Here is a 19,943-nt window from a genome sequence, read left to right on the forward strand (position 1 = left end):
TAAGCAACTATTCAATTTTCCCCATAAAAAAATGGCCAAAAATGAATTTTGGCCAGCAAACTTAATCAACTATTGAATTTATAATATTTTCTGCTGTTTCTCTACCGTTCTTAATGCAAGCTACAATTCCAACCCCGTAATAAGAACAACCAGCCAACACCACATTTGGCATCTCACCAGCCATCTTAGCTGTTAATGATTGAATTGCATCCCCGTGTGCTAGATGATAATTTGGCATTTGATCGTTCCATTTTGTTACTTCTATTACCTCAGGTTTGCCCGTTAATTTCAAGCTTATTTTAATATCTTGGAGCGCAACTTCTACTAGCTCTTCTTCACTCATATTCTTCATGCTCTCAAAGGCAGAACTTGAGCTCTTATAGAACATACGAACAAGTAATTGATTGTCTTTTGACGTGTGTGTCCATTTACGACTTGTCCACGTGCATGCATTACATTTCACATCACTATTTTCAGATACGATAAAACCAGTGCCCTCTGCTGGAAGCTGATTATCTGGAATATCAAATCCAAGATATACACTAATAAGAGATGAATTTTTTAGTCTATTGAAATCGGTATCCAACTGTTCATCTTGAAGAATCAGCTGCGCTACATTATGAGGAGTAGCTAGCACTACACTATCTGCTTCAACCGTTTCCCCATTAGTCAATAAAACCGAATAACGTCCATCCTTCTTCTCTACTTTCTTTGTTGCCACACCTTTAATAATCGTAGATTCGCCCAGCACTTCCTCTAAGCGATCAATTAGTGTGGAAAGTCCATTTTGGAAAGAAATGAACTTTTTATTAGCTGCTGCTTGGAATTTTGCTCTGTTTTCCTCTAACCCCTTAATTATACTGCCGTATTTATTTTTATAGTCAATCAAATAAGGTAGTGTAGTGGCGATAGAAAGTTTATTGAGATCACCAGAATAAACACCTGATAACACAGGCACAATTTGTTTTTCAACTAATTCTTTCCCTAAGAAATACTCTAAAAATGACCCGACTGAGCTTTCTTTTGTGAAGCTCTCATTTGGTAATTCTAAATCCTTTAATGCTTCTTTTTTCCCAGCATCTGATATTAGCGTGCTGCTATTTAATGATTCAATACTTGTGGGAATACCGAATACAGTGTCTGCAGGAATTGCATGTAACTCATTGTTTGTGTAAATATACGAAATGCCTGTAGAGTTATACACTTTTTCTTCTTCAAGATTTAGCTCTTCAATTAAATTTGTGATTGCTTCGTTTCTTGCAACAATTGAATCAGCTCCAACCTCCATAATGAAGTTGTCTTCCTGCATGGTATGGATTTTGCCACCTAAGTACTCGTTCGCTTCAACTAATACTAGCTCTATGTCTAAAGATTTTTCGTTTTTAAGTTTTTGCAAATAATGCATAGTAGAAAGCCCTGTGATTCCGCCACCAATAACCACTATTTTTTTCAACCTAACCACTCCTTATATCAATTCATACAACTAGTATAAGCGTTTTTGAAAATTACTGATATGATTTACATCACTGCTAGAAGGTAAATTATGAACAATTAAAGAAGTTAGTTCTAAAGAAGTTATTCAGTAATTAAGAGTAGGAGGAGATAATACGTATGCAGAGGATTAAATTTATGTGGAAACTATTTTAAAAAAAGCCTGCTTGGTTGGACGACATTTTCTAAACTTGCAGCCGCAATATTTTTTGGAGTTTTTAGTATACATGTTGAAGTAATATTTATGGTAGCTGCCTTTTGCACACTCTTAGCAATTTGGGCTTTCTTATAAAAAAGACCAATTATTAGCATCTTTTCTCAATAAAAGTCCAAACAATAAAAATTAAAACTGATATCCCGATAATTAATGCTGAGGCATTGAAGACAAAATCAAGATCCATTTCTCTTATCCACCTGGATTCTATTCCACCCTGATTTCTAATTTCATATTTTATATCTCTATAATCCATAAGAGTAAAAGACACAATTAATCCAATTATGGTTCCACCCAATAAAGATAGTAATAACTTTCTCATAAACTACACCTCCATATGTAAAAGCCCTGAATCTTTGATTGATACTGGGCTTTATGCTCCACTCTGCTAAAGTACTTTAATAGTTGTGGAAGCTTTACTGTTTAAGCTATCTAACAATACATAGCCAAATATTACCCCAGCTATTGTTGTGAATGTTATATCCCCTAGTAGCATAACCACATTTGAAAACCATAAATTCATTCCATAGACAATAGCAAAAAGTGGAATCATTGCAATATAGAGAGATGGTATTCCAATTACGATGAACTTCATCCAATCGAATGACCACCTTTGTTTTTCTCTAATTTCTAAAATTAGTTTGGGTAATCGTAACAACATTCCAATAAAAATAGAGAAAAAGCTTGCAAATGATATATAAGGCTTAATATCAAATATGATTGCTGACTTTTCTCTTAATCTCATTTGATAATCCATCCCAAAATAAAAAACAAATCCAATTACTGCTGTGGAAAAGAAAATAAATAAAAACCTTTTCATTCTAGCTCCTCCTTTTAAAATAGAAAAGGATAGACTAGCATATTAAAGTGCTATCTATCCCGTCTATTATATTTTTTTTAGCACTGCACGTATGGGGCTTCCGTCCGCCCCTTCAATTTTCAAAGGTAAAGCGATTAAATCATAATCACCAGGCTCTACATTTTCCAGCAAGAGATTTTCTATAATATATACATCATTTCTAAACAGTGAATGATGCGCTAATAGCTCCTTACTTTCTATCCCATCAACTGATGGTTGGTCTGTGCCGATTAGAAAAATACCCTTTTCCTTTAAAAATGGTCCAATATTTTGCTTCAATGTATTAATCTTTTCAGGGAATTTTTCAGGTGATGCTGTATTCGTCGTTTTTAAAAGCAAACGCTCTACACCCGTTAAATCAACCCCCTCTAATTCCTCCCTACCTATCTCGGAAGCACCAACGACACTAACCACTTTTGCACGTCCAATATACATATTAACGTCGAGCATATCCAGTGTCTTTCCTTCACTTACATAATGAAATGGAGCATCTGCATGAGTTCCTGTATGCAAACTTGCTGTTATCGTCCCAACATTTGCAGCACCCCCCTCTTCCTTTGTAGCGGTAAGTTCATATTCAAAAATAGTATCCCCTGGCCATGTTGCTATTCTAGTCGAGATAGTTTGTGTAATATCAATCCATTCTTTGTTCATTTTCCTGACCTCCCTATAAATTTGTACGTAAATCCCAAAGCTCTGGGAAGAAACGATGGTCTAATACATGCCGTAAATAATTCACACCAGATGATCCTCCAGTGCCTTTTTTAAATCCTATTATTCTTTCTACCGTTTTCATATGACGAAAGCGCCACTGCTGGAGCCAGTCTTCTACGTCTACTAACTTTTCTGCTAATTGATACAAATTCCAGTACTTATCGACGTTTTGATAAACTTCTTTCCATGCATTTGCTACTGATTCATCTCCGACGTACGTAATGGAATAATCTCGATTCAATAACTGAGTATTTATCGGAAACCCAGCTCGATCCAAAGCTTGAATTGAAACATCATAAATACTTGGTGCATGAAAAGCATCTTGCAGCTCTTCATACAATTCTGTCTCTTGTTCGTAAATCTTCAGTATATGCTTAGTCCTATAGCCAAGGGCAAATTCAATTTGTCTATATTGAAACGATTGAAAGCCAGAAGCCTTGCCCAGCTTATCTCGAAACTCTAAATACTCTGCAGGTGTTAGTGTGGAAAGGACATCCCAAGCCTGGATAATTTGTGTTTGAATTTTCGTCACTCGTGCTAACATTTTAAATGCAGATTGCATTTTATCCGCTTGTATAGCTTGAATTGCACTCGTAAGTTCATGCAATATAAGTTTCATCCAAAGTTCACTAACCTGATGAATAATTATGAACAGCATTTCATCATGATGTCCTGATAACCTTTGTTGACTGGCCAATAAATTATCTAGCTGCAAGTATTCACCATACGTCATTTCTTCTCGAAAATCGGTATGTATTCCACTTTCCCTATTATCATCTGGCATGCTATACCTCCTTTCTTAAGCAATAACATCACGTTTATTTTCATACTTTTTATAAAGCTCTTCCTTCATAATCAATTTTAAAATCTGCACTGTTTTCCAAACATCCTCATACGAGTTATACAATGCAACTGGTGCTAAACGAATGCCATTTGGTGAACGAAAATCTGGAATAACTTGTTGCACTTTTAACGCTTTGCATATACGAGCTGCCTCATCATGTACTAAAAATATATGACCTCCACGCTTCTCTGTTTCCCTTGGATTAGCAATTACAAAATTATATTCACTTAATTCGTGTTCGATTAACGTCATCATATAATTGGTTAACTTTAGTGACTTTTCTCGAATGGCATCTATTCCAACCTCTGCGAACATTTCTAAAGATCCATATAGCGGAGCACTACTCATTATATGCGGTGTTCCGATTTGATAGGCACCTGCATTTGTTGCTGGAGTCATGTGAGTCGACAAATCAAATTGTTTTTCTTTATCAGAACCAAACCATCCCGCAAGTCCAGGCTTTCCTCCAAAATGCTTACGATTTACATATAACCCCCCTGTTGCTCCAGGCCCACCGTTCACATGCTTATAGTTACACCAAAACGCAAAGTCCACATCCCAGTTATCCAGTTCATGTGGTACAGATCCAATTGAATGACATAAATCAAAGCCAATCATAATATTTCGCTCATGAGCTACTTCGGTCAGCATTTTAATGTCTAATACCTGACCACTTCGATATAACACACTAGGTAGTATTATTAAAGCAACGTCATCAGTCATCGCGCTTATAATATCTTCCTCTTGTAATGTATAGCCATCACGACTTTTTACCAGTTTCATATGTTCATCACCATTAAATCCATGCAATGATAGCTGACTGCTAATTGCATATAAATCGGATGGAAAGTTCAGTTCATCCGCTAATATTTTCGTACGCAGTCCTTCTGGTCTATAAAAACTAGCGACTAATTGATGTAAGTTTGCCGTTGTAGACCCTGTTATGATAACCTCTTCTTTTGAAGCTCCTACTAGATGGGCACACATCTCACTTAATGTTTCAGGGAAATAAAACCATGGGTGCTCCCCCTGCGTCCATCCATCTATACCATATCGTTTCCATGAATCTAGCAGCGTTAATACAGACTTTTCTGCCCGCTTAGATAGTAACCCGAGGGAATTCCCATCCATGTAAATGACATTCGGTTGGATATAAAATTCATTTCTATACTTTCCCAAAGCATCTTGCTCGTCTAAACTTTTCGCATATTCCACCATAGTACTCTGCATCTAAAACGTCACCAACCTTTTAGAAATCTAAATTTTCATTCTATTTATATAAATCATATGTTTTAATAGATTGAGTGTCAATGAATGAAAGGAAGGCTATTTTGTTAAACGGAAATTTTTCAATCTAATAACCCCGGTCACTATTAGATTATGCATCTTAACATTCACCAAAAAGTATTAGTATCCGAGTAACACTATAAATGCTCCACACAAAAAAAGAGGCTAGGACAGAAGTAGAAATTTTATTGGATAAGGAGATAACTTTACTAAATAATGGATATTTAATTAAATTGATTGGAATGGAGGGGCGACTCCTACGGGAATAGCGTGCTGCCTGAGACTACGGGCTAAGGCCACGCCCGTGGAAAGCGTCCCTGGAATGGAAATCAATTTTGTACACAGCAAAAAAAACAGCATTTTTCTCACAGAGAAAAATGCTGTTTTGGGGTTCTGTACCAGCCCCTAAATTTAATATAAAAGTTTGATTATTTAAAACTCTACCTTGCTAAGTACCATTTACCCTTCAAAATTTATAATTTTGCGTATTGTTAGTGAGAAAAGAATCTATAAGTATTACGTCCACTCTTTTTTGCTTCATACAATGCATAGTCTGCATTAGTGAATAAATTATTTATATTGTCGCCGTCTTGTGGAAAGAAGGCAATACCGATACTTGAGGTTGTTTTAAAGTTATGTTCACCGATTTCCCAAACTTGCTGCAAGCTTTCTAGAATACGCTCTGCACAAGCACGGGCATCTTCCTCATGTTCGATATCAGACAATAAAATGGTGAACTCATCTCCACCTTGACGTGCTAATATGTCTCTGTCACGAATGCATTTACTCACCCTATGTGCAAATAATTTCAATAATTCATCCCCAATTGAATGACCAAGATTGTCATTTACCCATTTAAACTTATCGATATCCATATAGAGTAAAGCACATTTTCGTTGTTGGCGCTTCGCTTCTTTTAATGATTGTTGCATTTTTTCTTCGAATAATCTTCGGTTTGGCAATCCAGTTAAACTATCGTGGAAAGCCATTAATTTTAGTTCTTCTCTCAATTGCTTCTTTTCTTCCACATCACGAGACACGATTAACAGAAAAGGTTTTCCATATTGTTCATCGATAAAGAAGGTTGCTTTTGACTCTACCCATAACCAAGTCTTAGTCGTATGCTTAAGTCTAAAATCCAAATTGGCGGAACCTTTTGTGCTCATAATTTGTTTAAACACCTTTGTAACATTTGGTAAGTCTTCTGGATGCACAAAATCCTTTGCAGAAACCCCTTCCAATTTATTTAAAGGTATTCCTAATACAGTAAAGTAAGAAGGAGATACATAGTTCGTCTGCCCATTTTCATCAATTACCGAAACTAAATCTGTCATATTTTCTGCGATTAATCGGTATTTTTCTTCATTATGAACTAAGTTCTCTAAAAGAACCTTTTTTTCTGTAATGTCTCGTAAAATCACTTGAACTGCTGACTCATCTTCATACTCAATTCCTACAGAAGTGGTTTCTGTTAGAAACGTCGAACGATCTGCACGTAACATTTTTTGCTCTACAATTTCTTTTGGGAAATTCCCCTCTACTGTAATACGTCGAATTTTACTTTGGACTACTTCCCATGAATCAGGATGAACAAAATCTAGCACATGTCTCCCTAGCATTTGTTCTGGCCTTTTAAATCCGAACATTTCTACTGCAGCAAGATTAATGTAGCGTATGACTCCGTAACTTAAAACATAAATGGGTTCAGGTGATGCATTTAGTAGAGATTTGTACCTATCTTTGCTATTTCTAAGGGCTGCCTCCATTTTCTTTCTTTCAGTAATGTCTCTAGATATCCCAGAAAATGCAACCACATTACCATTTTGGTCATTCAAAGGGGATAAGGTGAAACTTACTTCTATAGATGATCCATCTTTCTTTAAACAGGTTGCTTCTAGCCCTTTTATATGGTGACCATTTTTCAGTTCATCACGTTGTTTATTTACCGTATCCATTCTCTCCTTTGGGATCGTCGGTAATGGCTTGCCAACCAATTCATCGACTTTCCAACCGTACATTTCTTCAAATGCCGGATTAACTGTCAAAACATTCCCGTTTGTATCAATTAAATCAATCGCATCCGCAGAGGAATGTAGTAATGAGTGCAGCCTCTCTGCAGTTTCTAGCAGGGTTGCTTTAGTTTGAACTAGTTCAGTCACATCTTTCGCTATAATCATCACAGCAAAAATTTCCCCATTGTCTAACATCGGAATATTCTTCACTTGTAAATGAAGAATATCCCCGTTTCTTCGATAGGCGTCTGCTTCATAAGCACAGGATTCACCAAGTAAGGTTTTTACAAATAATCGTTTCACATTATAATCCTTACTCGGAACTAAGATATTCTGATAGTGTAACTCTGATCGTTCTGCATTAGTGTATCCGAATATATTAGTGCCTGCTTTATTAATATCCAACACGTGGCCACTTTCATCTAACAAGAAAATAGCATCAGGATTATTGCTTATTAAAAATCGATACATATCAAACGAAATACTATTAAATAATCTTTCCATATAGATTTTCCTTCCGTACTACTATTTGAACTTTCGGTACTAATTTTAGTAAATTTCATTTTATTTCTCCCAAAAATGAATCAGTCAATCGGACCATAAAATGGATAGGTTTTAGGGAAAAATTTGGGAGAAGACTACCGACTTGAGAGTCCTTCGAGAGAAAGTAATGGGATTCTTTTTTTGCGGGAAACAATTCTCTTATACTTTTGTTGCACACATTATCTATAGATTCTGAAGAAAAACTCCACTTAACTAAACGATAGTTAGATCACTGTTTACTTAAGTGTAGTGTAGTTATTTCACCATTATTAATAGCTATTTGATATAATTTACCCTAAAACTAAATACCTAATCAACAAGTTATCTGAACGAAAAAGAGTAATCACCATTAAGGTAATTACTCCACTAAACTTCAATTCATCTTCAAATCAGTTAAAACGATAACATTGGGGTGATTGCAGAGTCTGGTAACCGGAATATCTTCCGTTACATCTCCCCTTAACAATGCTTTTATGGCCGTTCTTTTTTCTTCTCCAACTGCTATTAAAAGAATGCACTTTGCTCTCATTATTGAGGCAATGCCCATTGTAATGGCTTGCTTAGGAACCTCATCGATTGTATCAAAAAATCTTGCGTTTGCAGATCTTGTGGAAACTGTTAATTCGACAACATCTGTCTCACTATGAAACGACGTTCCTGGTTCATTGAAACCTATATGACCATTCACACCAACACCTAGTAATTGCATATCGACTGTTAGTGATTTCAATAAGTCTTCATATCGTAATGCTTCGGCATGTACATCTTCTGCTACACCATTTGGAATATATGTAGCTTTGAATGGTTTTGCTTCGAATAGATGATTCTGCATAAACGTATAATAGCTTTCGGGATGCCCTTGTGGAATTCCCACATACTCATCCAAGTTCACACTCTTACAATGAGAAAAATCCAACGAACTATTTCGTAGTTTTTCATATAGCGGAATCATGGTACCACCCGTTGCTAATCCAAATGTAGTTGCACCATTCTTTAATTGTGCTGAAAATAATTCTTCAGCACGACTATATAAATCATCCTTATCTTCCCAAACTTCTAAATTTAATGTCATAATTTAAACCACCTTTTTCCTAAATTGCAATTACGCACTATTTACTTACAGTGAATGAAAAATCATTATATTCAATTTCTACATTTGCTTCAAGTAGAGAAGTCACTGGCACTAATGATTACTCTAGGTAAAATCTATTCTATTTCTGTATTTCTTCAACATGGTTTCATTATGAAACTGGCTATCTGATAGATTTGCGCTTTTAAAAACAGGTAATTCTTCAGACTCTTTACTTATCTCCTCGATAACTTGGCATATGAGTGCATTAAGAAGTGCAGCACCAACAACCGTCGAAGCCGGTCCGTATTGCAGTCCCTTATTACTTAATAGTCCGTCACCGACAGGAACATATGTATTTAATACGATATCTACTACTTCCTCTAGTCTTTTACCACTCGCATGTCGGCCTTCCTGGTCTCTGTAGGATAAAGATTGAAGTGAGATGACCAAAATTCCAGCTTCCTTCCCTAAGAAAGCCATATCTATTGGTGCTGGATTGCGACCAGAAGTAGAAATAACAATTAGAATGTCATTCGGTTCAAAGCTTACTTGATCCTTATATTGTCCGATGAGCGTAGGATCTTTCTCGTTACTTGAAGAAGTCAGTGCACCTTTATGTAGCATTAAAGGCTCTATATTAATGGGAGCAACAGGTACTAGCCCACCTGCACGGTAATATGCTTCCTGGGCCAAAAGATGAGAATGTCCACAACCAAATAATTGAAGTATTCCGCCCTTTTTAATTCGCTCAGCAATCAGTTTTGAAGCATTCTCTATATTCTCATTTTCTTGTTCTGCAACCTTCTCCAGTAAAAAATTTATTTCTTTCCAATAGGACTGCAAATGATCACCACCATTTTCATTTAATTTTCAAATACAATATTTCCACGACAGATTGTTTTTTGTACATTCAATTCCATATCTAATATAACTAAATCTGCATCATAGCCTTCACCAATATATCCTTTGTGGGATAAGTCTAATTGTTTCGCAGCATTTGTAGAGGACATTGAAACAAGTTCCTTCAATGAACAATTCGTCGACAGTTTCATATTCCGAACGGCCTGATCCATTGTAAGTATACTTCCCGCTAAAGCACCACTAGAAAGATGAGCACCTTTTTCTGTGACATGAACAGTTTGTCCACCAAGATCATAATCCCCATACTCTAATCCTTTTGCACGCATAGCATCGGTTATTAATATTATTTCTTCTGCACCTTTTAAACGGTATGCAAAATTTACTGCCCTCGTATGACTATGTATATAATCGACGATAATTTCGACTTGCATGCGGTCTTCCATCAATACTGATCCGACTACACCTGGTTCTCGATGATGAAACGGACGCATTTGGTTATATAAATGAGTAGCCTGTTTAGCTCCTAATTGAACTGCCTTTTCTACTTCTTCTGAATTGGCATCTGAATGTCCAATTGAAACGACAATACCTTCCTTACTCATAACCTGTACAAATTCAAAACCACCAGATATTTCGGGTGCAACTGTCACTTGTTTAATACGATTACCACTTAGTTGCTGCCAGTTTAGAAATTGTTCAACAGATGGTTCTGTAATATGCTCAACCGGTTGTGCACCTGCCCATTTTGTAGATATATATGGACCTTCTACATGAATTCCAATAACTTCAGCTTCATCCTCATTATTTACAAACGTACTTACATTCTTGAGTGCAGCTTCAATTGCTTCCACTGCCTGAGTAATTGTCGTCGGTAAGTAGCTTGTGGTTCCTTCTTTTACTAAAGAACGTGAAATCCCCCTAAGTGCTTCTTCCGTAGCATCCATCATGTCAAAACCAGCTGATCCATGAATATGCATATCGATAAACCCTGGCATAACTATCCAATTCTTTGAAGTTCCATCTATATAGACATCTGCCTCTACTTGTAAAGCTTGTCCTATTTGTTCAATTTTACCCTCTCGGATCAATAGATCTCCAATACACTCTTGGTCATAATTCACAATAGTTACATTTGAAATGAGAATGGTTTGTTTCATTTATAACACCTCCGCAGTTTGCTTAGTAACAGTATAGATTAATAAAACCTAAAAGGATAAAGAAAAGCCGTTTAATGTGGAATCCCATATTAAACGGCTTTTTCAATTAAATCAATTTGAATAAGAGTAAGTAGCAATAAAATATAATTAACATTGATTTTCGCTCTAGGCGGACTCTTTCTGCGCACGGCTTCAATCTTCTAGTTACTGCGAAAACATATGCACCCGCGGTTACTCTTCGCCAAAACATAGGTCAAACAAAGTTCGCTCCATGTCTTTACTGCATAAGTTTCAGCTTGCGCTTGAGTCGCGCCTTGCTCTCCAATCAATGAAATGAAATGAAATCAACTCAATTAATAACTATTTACGAATTTTATCAATTTCGTCAGCAACAAATTGTACGCTTGTTCCTACAATAACTTGAATACTTTTCGGTCCCACTACATTAATACCTGGAACACCAGTGTCTTTAATTTTCTTTTGATCGACCTTATCCATATCTAATACTTCTACGCGTAAACGTGTAGTACAGTGGTCTACAGAAGCAACATTCGCATCTCCACCTAGACCATCATAAATTCTAGCTGCCATATTTGAAAACTTATCATCAGATGAAACTCCAACAGTATCATCCGTCTCATCTGTATCATCTTCTCTACCAGGAGTTTTTAAGTTAAACTTCACGATTAAGAAACGGAATAAGAAATAATAGATAACTGCAAATACTAACCCTTGAAGTACTAGCATAAGTGGTTGATTTGCTATAGGTACACTAAGACTCAAAAGGTAATCGACAAGCCCTGCACTAAATCCGAAGCCTGCTGTCCAGTTAAAGGATGCAGCGATGAATAAAGATAAACCTGTTAATGCTGCATGAACTACATAAAGAGCTGGAGCTAAAAACATAAAAGCAAATTCAAGAGGCTCAGTTACACCTGTAAAGAAGGCTGCAAAACCAGCTGCAAGCATAAGAGAAGCTGCTTGTTTTTTTCTTTTCGTTTTAGCTGTATGATACATCGCGAGAGCTGCCGCCGGTAACCCGAACATCATAATCGGGAAGAATCCAGCCTGATACATACCAGTTACACCCTTAACACCTTCACTTGCCCAGAACTTACCAATATCATTAATACCAACTGTATCAAACCAAAATACTGCGTTTAGTGCATGATGCAATCCTGTAGGTATTAATAGTCTGTTAAAGAATCCATAAAGCCCAGCACCTACTGCTCCTAGATTACTAATTGTTTCACCAAAGTTAACTAAACCACCAAAAACGATTGGCCAAATATAAAATAGTGCTGCAGAAGCAACTAACATTGCAACAGCTGACATGATAGGAACTAAACGTTTACCACTGAAGAATGCTAAAAAGTCAGGTAATTTCACGTGACTGAAGCGGTTGTACATTACTGCCGCGACAAGACCAGAAAGAATACCTATAAATGCATTATTAATTTTTCCAAATGCAGGATCAACGTTCTCCACATCGATTCCTTGTAATAATGAAACTGTTCCACTTGAAAGCATCGTTGTGACAACTAGGAAAGCAACTAATCCACTTAAAGCAGACGCACCGTCCTTTGCTTTGGACATCCCGATTGCAACTCCTACTGCAAATAGAATAGGAATATTGTCGAGGATGGATCCCCCGGCTTTTATCAAAAAGGCAGCTAAGACATTTCCAGATCCCCAACCTTCATGATCGATCCCGTATCCAATACCCATTAATATAGCAGCTGCAGGTAGTACAGCTACTGGAAGCATTAAAGAACGTCCCAGCCTTTGTAAAAATTTCATCATAATCTTTTTCCCCCTTTTTACTGTTCATAAATAAAATATAATAATATAAAATAATGCCGAATTACTAAACTTGTTTTCTTAAACGTTCAATATGCAGCGCAATATAGCCTAACTCTTCTTCGGGAAACTCAATACCATGTTCATCCTTCAGTTCTTTTGCTATGTGAGTTGCGCAACTATAGCCAACCGGGAATTTCTTTTGAATCATTACTAACATTTCTTCATCCATCATATGAAGCTCAGACTGATTTAACCTTGTTAATGCAAAACGCAGATGGGTAATTAATCGATGATAGGAAATGTCGTTTTCCTCCATCTCAATGTTCAAGTACTGTTTAATCGATAAAACCATACCTTTTATTAAATTCGTTTGTCTTATAGTCTGATGTAAATCCCCCCCTTGAATTTTCATCGTATGTATGTGAAGCGCTATGTAAGCCGCTTCATCAACAGGCATTTCTACCTGACACGTATTATTTATATGCTGGATTGCCCAAAGACCGATTTCAAACTCTGATCTATATAAAACGCGAATCTCATGGAGTAATCTGTTATTAAGATTAATACCATCCTTAGCTCGTTCAATTGCAAACGAAATATGGTCTGTCAACGCTATATGAATATGCTCATTCAATCTTGTGTTTAAATATTCTTCAGCGTAGGTGATTATTTCTTCTGAGATAGTAAAATGTTCTTCTGGAATTCTGCTTAATAGCTGCACTAACTTGTCATTTTCTTGCATGACAAAAATCTTTTCAATTTTGGAACCAATGATAATATCATTTCGTTTCTTTTGAAAAGCTATGCCAGAGCCAATTGCTATTTTTTCTCGTCCATCTTGTATAACAATCACAGCGTTATTATTAAGTATCTTTGTGATCTTAATGGAAAGTCAGCCTCCTTTCACATACTTACCATCTGCACTTACTTCGAAGAAACAGACATTACTAACGTTTCACCCGCAACACTTGCTGTGTCATCAGCATATTCTACAGATCTATCTGTACTATTAGTAATTACGATTGGTGTAATAATACTTGGCACTTTATCTTTAATAAAATCCCAATCCACTGCCATAAGCTTTTGTCCGACAGAAACTACGTCTCCTTCTTTTACAAATACATTAAAACCTTCACCTTTTAATGTAACCGTTTCCAATCCGACGTGAATTAGCAGCTCAGTATCATCTTTTGTACGAATCCCTATAGCATGCTTTGTTTTGGAGATTAGCACAACCGTACCATCGATTGGCGCGACAACATCTCCTCCGATTGGCATAATAGCTACTCCCTCGCCCATCATTTTTTGGCTAAAAACTGGATCTGGTACCTGTTCTAAAGGAATCACTTGACCATTTAGTGGTGCGAATACTTGTACTTTGTTTTTTTTCATAAATTTAGAAAACATTAGTAGAACTCCTTTGTGTAGATGTATTTTCTAGTTGTAAAAAAACCGTTTTATTAATATATATTGCTTCTAGATGCCTATAAGAACATAAAAAGACATGGGGCAAAGGAAAAGAATAATAATATTCTCTCTCGTTTTACCACCATGCCTGAAAAGTTCAGTAACATGTGACCAATATGTGTATTTATAATCCGATAATATCATCAAAGGTTCAAGAATGCAACCTAAATTTATGTGATCGAAAACATCTATAGTTTAATAAAGAAAAGTTCTTCCTTTTTCGGAAATTTTATGAGCAAGTCGAATCGTTGAAACTGCTAACTCTGCATATGTTACTTCTTTTTTAGGATTGAATGTACCTTCATCTGCCTCTAATAAAGCAGTCGAGTTAGCTAATGCGACATAACCCAGGAGTTCCTTTTGTACTTTATCAGCATCTTTAAATGGAAGTTTATAGATTGTAGAATTTTCAGCTGCCTGCTCCAGACCTAATGCCCGTATATACCAAACCGCTAACTGTTCTTTACTAATTGATTCATCTATTGCAAAGTTCTTCGTATCAGGTTTTATTACACCCATTTCAACAGCGCGCTCAACGGATTGGTATAATGGATGTGCAGGATCTATATTTTCGAATGTTTGTTTCTGATTCTCCTGCTCAGGATAATAATAGCCATCATACATATAAGTTAGTGATTTCATAATTACCTTTAGAGCTTCTCCTTTTGAAATAGAAGCATCTCCATCAAACTTTTTTGGATCTTTTATATCTAACACTTTTGTGCTAATAAGATAATTTAACTCATCTTCTGCCCATGGATGTGAAACTTGCGTTGATGTATTTTCTCCATAAAGACTTTGCCATTCTCCAGTGATAGCATCTAGAGAACTAAAAGACTTGTCATTAAATAGTGGTGAGTAAACAAGATCATAATGATTATTATCTTGTTTATGGTCTGTCATCATATAATTTAGTTTTAAACTTAAGGCCTTATTCAATATATTTTTCGCTTCTTTTTCTGAAATAGCCTTTTCTGGCGATGGCCAGTTTTCTACCTCTTGGTAATTTACATAAAGATTATTTAACGAACCATCCTTCGTTACACCTACACTAATATAGTCACCAGAAACAATCACTCCGTTTGCAACTCTCGGGAAATTAAACATATAGCCCCCTTGCATTTCATCCAAATATGCTGCTTCGATAGGTTTTGCATAGTTATGCAGGTAAGATGGAACCCATTTCTTAATATAGTCAATTGCTTTTTCAAGAGCCTGTTTCTCCGACAATGGCTTCACTTCACTAGGCTTCTCTCCTAGTTGCTCTAAAATTTGACTCTTCATATTATGGTACTGTATGACTTCGCCTGTTTGTTTATCAATTTCTAGACTTGCTCCTGTACCACCACCATTTGGGAAACTGTACATATATTGAATACTGATAACTTCCTGTCCATTATAATTGTCGATTTCTCTAATTGAATCTATGTTCAATTTAACATCTTTTAAATCGACCTTTAGTAATTTTTCAGCTATTTTTTTGGCCTCTTCCATAGTTGTCCCTCCCTCGTTCTTTGTTGGGAGTGGTTTTGATGCCAGCATAGCTATATTTGATTTCTTAGGAAAGGTTGTTGAGTATCCATTTAATGTTAGATATTTTCCAGATGAAGCATGTACTCCAAGAAAATTAGGTGACGGCTGATAAACAAGTCGAACGTGGCGTTTACCGGTTTGGTTATCTGTTTCTATCTGATATTGCTTTTCTACGTATAGATTTTCTTTTACCTTTTTTAATATGGTATCCTTTGCTTGGGCTTTTTTTACGTCATCAAAGGTAGATGCTTTGTTAGCGTCCAGATTTCTATAAAAACCAACTATCTCTCCATTACCTAAAACTGAAACTTCTATTCGTTGATCAGCAATAGAAACTTTGTTTTTTAAGCGAGTGTAAGAGAATGAATATCGGATAGGTTCCGTTAATAATTGAGTCGGATAATATCCATAAGTATCCGTTTCTAATTGGTATTCCCCACCTTGAAGATACTTTTTCATAAAATCTCCTGCAATTTTCTGTGCTTCCTCTTTGGAAACTTTAGCTGGAAAGAGTGCATCTGTTACAGTCGCCGGTTGATAAGAAAAATTCTCTATTTGTAAATCCTTTCCTACAAATGAAATATTTCCATATAACTGCTTTCCATTGATGGTTTTCGTAAAGTATAGATCATAACGCATTGTCTCTTCACCAGGGTAATAATATCCACCGTTCATTTGAAAATCAGCATTCGTTAAAAAATCGAATTGCTTCGGAAACAATCCACGAAACTTCTTGATCAAATCTTCTTTTGTGAAGACATTCTCTGTTGATGCTGCTTTAATTTGTACAGGCAGTTGTTCATTCAAAGTTGTAGCTGCATTTACGTTAGCAGAAAAAAGTCCAAATGATAATGCAGAAGCCCCTAATATGATACCAACATGTTTAAAACCCATAAAAAAATCTCTCCTTCTTTTGCAGTCTTTGAATTCTATGATTGAAGAAGAAAGAAAATGCCAATTATTTGATATGGAACTATTTAATCCAATTAAAGTGCAATTGAATTATAATGAGTAAATAGGAGGTGAGTAATTTTTCTTTCATACGTTCAATTCGAAAAATATACCAATTGTTTGTAGATAGACCTCTTGACAGCGGGACTATTATAAATAATCTTTATCAGATTTCACATGTTATTGGTTCTGGTAGCTATGGAATTATTTATTATTGTAAAGATATACAAACAAATGAAATAAAAGTCCTGAAACAACTGCGACCGAGCAAAAATCGAACAAAAAGCGGAGTAGCTTTATTTGAAAACGAAATTTCGATTATTAGTAGGTTGCAACACTCTAACATGCCACAGTTTTACGAAGCTTTTTCAGTGAATGGTTCTTATTTTTACTCGATGAATTACATAGAGGGTATAAACATGGAGGACTTGATCTTCTCAACAAATCAAACATTCAATGAAAAAGAGGCATTAGCATTTATATTAGATTTACTTTCTTTAATAGATCACTTACATGAAAGGTATATTCTCCATGGAGATATACGAATTTCTAACATTTTAACTAACAAAGGTAAACTTTCCCTTATTGATTTTGGCTTGTCAAAGGTAGAACAAAACGACTCCAAATTTTTAGAGATGAAACAAGGGGACTATTATGATTTAGGCGAAGTACTCCTATATTTACTCTACACGACCTTTTCTTCGAAAAATAAAAAAGCTCTTCCTTGGACAGAAGAACTTTCATTAGAAAAGAAAACTGTTAAATTACTGAAAAAATTACTACAAATCGATGAAGCCTATACCACCTTAGAATGCATTGTAAAAGATGTAGAAGCTGCACTTATAGAAATCACTAAAAATTAATTTAGCTACTACTGCGTCCTTTACGTTTGTAGTAGTTACTCCCACCTAACGGATTACGTTTATATCGGTTACTACTGCTGCTACTTCCTCGTTTATAATAGTTTCTATGACGATCGCTGCTACTCCCTTTACGATAATGGCCATGTTTGCGCTCACTACTTCCTCTGGAAGCATTTTTGATTTGTTTCATTATTTTCTTAAACATAAAACCCTCTTTTCTAATTTTTTTATTTAGTCTATCATAGCAAGTCTAACTAGCTCACTGAATTACTTTTTAGCTATTTCACTGTTAAGCATCTTTAGATAATAATCGTAATCTATATGAATTCATGGCTGTTTCACCAAGTTGGTCGAGCAAATTATAGTTAGCAACAGCCCCTACCATCGCTCCAATTCCCGGTAGTAATTGGAACATTTTCACAAGATCAATATAATCCCGATATTCCTGTTGAAAGTCTCTCCAATCCATCTCACCAATTAAATGCTTTTGCTGCTCCCAGTTTTCTATTATTTCCAACGTTTCTTTTCGTTTTTCCTCACTAGAAAAAGCTAAAAGGAATATATGCAAAATGAAAAGTCGTTCCTCATATTCATCCGTATCAAACCCATAAACCCCAGCTGCTTCAAATAGAAATTTCATTTTAATGGATAACAGTAGTGGGAAGTCCGCGAGTCCAAGGAAAATACCTCCCGCCCCCGTTCCAGCCCCTTCTACAACGGCGGTTTTCCTAAACGTAGTGAGTTTTTCCTTTAATAGGTCATCCCGCTCCTGAAGGCTATGTTCTAGTGGTAGCCTTTTTTTCATCTTTATATTCGAGCCAACTAGCGTTGCTTTTACCATGGTTTTAATGCTTTCGGTCATGACTTGGTGGACCTTTTCAGGGATAATCCCATTAATCTTTGTTTGTATGTTTTTAGATGTACGCCCTATTAGTCCAGTTCGTTTTGTCATTTTCCTCTTCCAAAGAAAAAGTTCCTCCTCAACTTTCCATCTATATGTATCCATCTTTTCAAACCCCTTATCTATTACTATTATGATTCATTATAGCTTATTACAGTTGTGTTCAAATTGGTCCGAGGGTCGGTTGTCTCTCCGCCTGAAGAAGTAGTGGAGAAAAGCGGAAGCATAATTGGTATTTGGAAGTGTTAATGGAGCTTAGCGAAAGCTCACTGAAGTCGTCGTCTTCCATTACAATCACAAAGAATGTAGTAACTAAGTAATAATTTATATTCAGCCTTTTATTAAACACGTTGTTTTATTTTTTCAAATCAGCGAGATATAGTTGTAAAAAAACATGATACCTATTGTATCAGGTACCATGTTCTCATTTTATTAGCTATTATCTTTTTTTCTGTTTAGTAAAGTTATTTTTCTCAAGCTTAATATATGCTGCTGAGACACGCTCGAACTCTTCTTCGCTTTCCATCATGACAAAGTTATTTTCGTCGTTTACTCGGAAAAAGAAAATACCTATTTCTTCTTCTGAATCTTCTTGTATGTCCTCTATAAAACTAACTGCTACGTACTCAGTGTCTTCTATATTCAAATAACCTAAAACCTTCATTTCCTGTTCTTGATCATTTTCGTCTAACACCTTAAATGTATTGCCAATATCTAGTTTACCTTCATTTTGTAACATCCCTTATACCTCCTACCAAAACTATCTTACTTGAGAATTGAAAAAAAGAGGAAATACTCCTCTCTTTCTAATTCCCTATTCTTCGTCTTCTACCGCTTCTTCAGCATCAAGAAATGCTGCAGATACTTTTTCAAATTCCTCATCCGTTTCTATTTCCGCTAAGTCTTCTCCTTCAACAACTTGGAAAAAGAACACGTCCATGTCTTCGTCTGTTTCTTCTTGAGTATCCTCCGCAAAAGCAACCGCTGCATATTCTTTATCTTCAATTGTTAGAAGCCCGATTACTTCGATTTCTTGTTCACGATCATCTTCATCTAATACTGTTAGGATTTCTCCCACTTCGATGCTACCCATTTTTTCTTCCATTCAAAATTCCTCCTCATATTGTTACGATATTCTTTCTATCATTCATTTACCCACTACTGCTTTCATTTACACAAAATTTATCAACCTGTTACGCCCATATAGTATTTCACATACTAATGGTTTTATTCGCGATTCATTGTATATTCAAATCATCTCACATTCGCACGTCTTTAGCAAAAACCTACTTCTTATAAATTATATGCTTAATGACACACAATATAATTTTTATAGAATAATGTTTTCTTTTAGGTGGAACATGCAAATTT

General features: G+C 35.8%; 18 protein-coding genes. 1 reads left to right on the forward strand and 17 read right to left on the reverse strand.

Annotated features, from left to right (window positions below; genetic code table 11):
* Positions 1-61: 61 nt before the first annotated feature.
* The 14 genes from MKY60_RS16900 to MKY60_RS16965 form a co-directional block, all read right to left on the reverse strand.
* The gene (locus tag MKY60_RS16900; protein WP_340930695.1) at positions 62-1,453 is read right to left on the reverse strand and encodes a protoporphyrinogen oxidase; all 1,392 of its coding nucleotides are present in this window, start codon (positions 1,451-1,453) and stop codon (positions 62-64) included.
* A 343-nt stretch (positions 1,454-1,796) separates the two neighbouring features.
* Positions 1,797-2,027, reverse strand: a complete 231-nt coding sequence (locus MKY60_RS16905; RefSeq protein WP_340880429.1) for a hypothetical protein — start codon at positions 2,025-2,027, stop codon at positions 1,797-1,799.
* A 66-nt stretch (positions 2,028-2,093) separates the two neighbouring features.
* Complete coding sequence (locus MKY60_RS16910; RefSeq protein WP_093495992.1) at positions 2,094-2,525, reverse strand: hypothetical protein; 432 nt, start codon at positions 2,523-2,525, stop codon at positions 2,094-2,096.
* A gap of 66 nt (positions 2,526-2,591) precedes the next feature.
* A complete protein-coding gene (gene kynB, locus MKY60_RS16915; protein WP_340930697.1) occupies positions 2,592-3,218 on the reverse strand; it encodes an arylformamidase in 627 nt (208 codons plus the stop codon).
* Between the two features lie 13 nt (positions 3,219-3,231).
* Positions 3,232-4,062: a tryptophan 2,3-dioxygenase gene (gene kynA, locus MKY60_RS16920; RefSeq protein WP_093495990.1), complete on the reverse strand. Its 831-nt coding sequence runs from the start codon at positions 4,060-4,062 to the stop codon at positions 3,232-3,234.
* A gap of 15 nt (positions 4,063-4,077) precedes the next feature.
* Complete coding sequence (kynU, locus tag MKY60_RS16925) at positions 4,078-5,352, reverse strand: kynureninase (protein WP_340930699.1); 1,275 nt, start codon at positions 5,350-5,352, stop codon at positions 4,078-4,080.
* A gap of 548 nt (positions 5,353-5,900) precedes the next feature.
* The gene (locus tag MKY60_RS16930; protein ID WP_340930701.1) at positions 5,901-7,925 is read right to left on the reverse strand and encodes a PAS domain S-box protein; all 2,025 of its coding nucleotides are present in this window, start codon (positions 7,923-7,925) and stop codon (positions 5,901-5,903) included.
* A 412-nt stretch (positions 7,926-8,337) separates the two neighbouring features.
* Positions 8,338-9,036 (reverse strand): glucosamine-6-phosphate deaminase, encoded by a 699-nt coding sequence (locus MKY60_RS16935; protein ID WP_093495987.1) that lies wholly within the window; start codon positions 9,034-9,036, stop codon positions 8,338-8,340.
* Between the two features lie 123 nt (positions 9,037-9,159).
* On the reverse strand, positions 9,160-9,879 hold the full coding sequence (locus tag MKY60_RS16940; RefSeq protein ID WP_241600215.1) for a sugar isomerase domain-containing protein: 720 nt from the start codon (positions 9,877-9,879) through the stop codon (positions 9,160-9,162).
* A 20-nt stretch (positions 9,880-9,899) separates the two neighbouring features.
* Complete coding sequence (nagA, locus tag MKY60_RS16945) at positions 9,900-11,054, reverse strand: N-acetylglucosamine-6-phosphate deacetylase (protein ID WP_241600217.1); 1,155 nt, start codon at positions 11,052-11,054, stop codon at positions 9,900-9,902.
* Between the two features lie 360 nt (positions 11,055-11,414).
* Positions 11,415-12,857, reverse strand: coding sequence for an N-acetylglucosamine-specific PTS transporter subunit IIBC (nagE, locus tag MKY60_RS16950; RefSeq protein WP_340930705.1), 1,443 nt, complete (start codon positions 12,855-12,857; stop codon positions 11,415-11,417).
* Positions 12,858-12,921: 64 nt separating this feature from the next.
* Entirely contained in the window at positions 12,922-13,743 is an 822-nt protein-coding gene (locus MKY60_RS16955; RefSeq protein WP_093495983.1) for a PRD domain-containing protein, read from the reverse strand.
* 38 nt (positions 13,744-13,781) lie between these two features.
* Positions 13,782-14,264 carry a PTS sugar transporter subunit IIA gene (locus MKY60_RS16960; protein WP_093495982.1) on the reverse strand — a complete coding sequence of 161 codons (483 nt, stop codon included), beginning with the start codon at positions 14,262-14,264 and terminating at the stop codon, positions 13,782-13,784.
* Positions 14,265-14,519: 255 nt separating this feature from the next.
* Positions 14,520-16,751 carry a YcdB/YcdC domain-containing protein gene (locus MKY60_RS16965; RefSeq protein WP_340930707.1) on the reverse strand — a complete coding sequence of 744 codons (2,232 nt, stop codon included), beginning with the start codon at positions 16,749-16,751 and terminating at the stop codon, positions 14,520-14,522.
* A 128-nt stretch (positions 16,752-16,879) separates the two neighbouring features.
* Between MKY60_RS16965 and MKY60_RS16970 the strand changes: the two genes are divergently transcribed.
* Positions 16,880-17,671, forward strand: coding sequence for a serine/threonine protein kinase (locus MKY60_RS16970; protein ID WP_340930709.1), 792 nt, complete (start codon positions 16,880-16,882; stop codon positions 17,669-17,671).
* A gap of 289 nt (positions 17,672-17,960) precedes the next feature.
* Here MKY60_RS16970 and MKY60_RS16975 read toward each other — a convergent pair whose 3' ends face one another.
* From MKY60_RS16975 to MKY60_RS16985, 3 genes are all read right to left on the reverse strand, one after another.
* The gene (locus MKY60_RS16975) at positions 17,961-18,677 is read right to left on the reverse strand and encodes an EcsC family protein (protein ID WP_093495980.1); all 717 of its coding nucleotides are present in this window, start codon (positions 18,675-18,677) and stop codon (positions 17,961-17,963) included.
* A 334-nt stretch (positions 18,678-19,011) separates the two neighbouring features.
* The gene (locus MKY60_RS16980) at positions 19,012-19,311 is read right to left on the reverse strand and encodes a DUF1292 domain-containing protein (RefSeq protein WP_093495979.1); all 300 of its coding nucleotides are present in this window, start codon (positions 19,309-19,311) and stop codon (positions 19,012-19,014) included.
* A gap of 75 nt (positions 19,312-19,386) precedes the next feature.
* Positions 19,387-19,665: a DUF1292 domain-containing protein gene (locus MKY60_RS16985; protein WP_093496004.1), complete on the reverse strand. Its 279-nt coding sequence runs from the start codon at positions 19,663-19,665 to the stop codon at positions 19,387-19,389.
* Positions 19,666-19,943 lie beyond the last annotated feature (278 nt).

This window comes from Psychrobacillus sp. FSL K6-1415 (assembly GCF_038003185.1).
GTDB classification, from domain to species: Bacteria; Bacillota; Bacilli; order Bacillales_A; family Planococcaceae; genus Psychrobacillus; species Psychrobacillus psychrodurans.

Bases quoted from the DNA above. Each gene is read 5' to 3' on its own strand.
- MKY60_RS16905 (WP_340880429.1), bottom strand. From the start codon at position 2,027: ATGAGAAAGTTATTACTATCTTTATTGGGTGGAACCATAATTGGATTA.
- MKY60_RS16910 (WP_093495992.1), bottom strand. From the start codon at position 2,525: ATGAAAAGGTTTTTATTTATTTTCTTTTCCACAGCAGTAATTGGATTT.
- kynB (WP_340930697.1), bottom strand. From the start codon at position 3,218: ATGAACAAAGAATGGATTGATATTACACAAACTATCTCGACTAGAATA.
- kynA (WP_093495990.1), bottom strand. From the start codon at position 4,062: ATGCCAGATGATAATAGGGAAAGTGGAATACATACCGATTTTCGAGAA.
- kynU (WP_340930699.1), bottom strand. From the start codon at position 5,352: ATGCAGAGTACTATGGTGGAATATGCGAAAAGTTTAGACGAGCAAGAT.
- MKY60_RS16930 (WP_340930701.1), bottom strand. From the start codon at position 7,925: ATGGAAAGATTATTTAATAGTATTTCGTTTGATATGTATCGATTTTTA.
- MKY60_RS16935 (WP_093495987.1), bottom strand. From the start codon at position 9,036: ATGACATTAAATTTAGAAGTTTGGGAAGATAAGGATGATTTATATAGT.
- nagA (WP_241600217.1), bottom strand. From the start codon at position 11,054: ATGAAACAAACCATTCTCATTTCAAATGTAACTATTGTGAATTATGAC.
- nagE (WP_340930705.1), bottom strand. From the start codon at position 12,857: ATGATGAAATTTTTACAAAGGCTGGGACGTTCTTTAATGCTTCCAGTA.
- MKY60_RS16960 (WP_093495982.1), bottom strand. From the start codon at position 14,264: ATGTTTTCTAAATTTATGAAAAAAAACAAAGTACAAGTATTCGCACCA.
- MKY60_RS16965 (WP_340930707.1), bottom strand. From the start codon at position 16,751: ATGGGTTTTAAACATGTTGGTATCATATTAGGGGCTTCTGCATTATCA.
- MKY60_RS16975 (WP_093495980.1), bottom strand. From the start codon at position 18,677: ATGGATACATATAGATGGAAAGTTGAGGAGGAACTTTTTCTTTGGAAG.
- MKY60_RS16980 (WP_093495979.1), bottom strand. From the start codon at position 19,311: ATGTTACAAAATGAAGGTAAACTAGATATTGGCAATACATTTAAGGTG.
- MKY60_RS16985 (WP_093496004.1), bottom strand. From the start codon at position 19,665: ATGGGTAGCATCGAAGTGGGAGAAATCCTAACAGTATTAGATGAAGAT.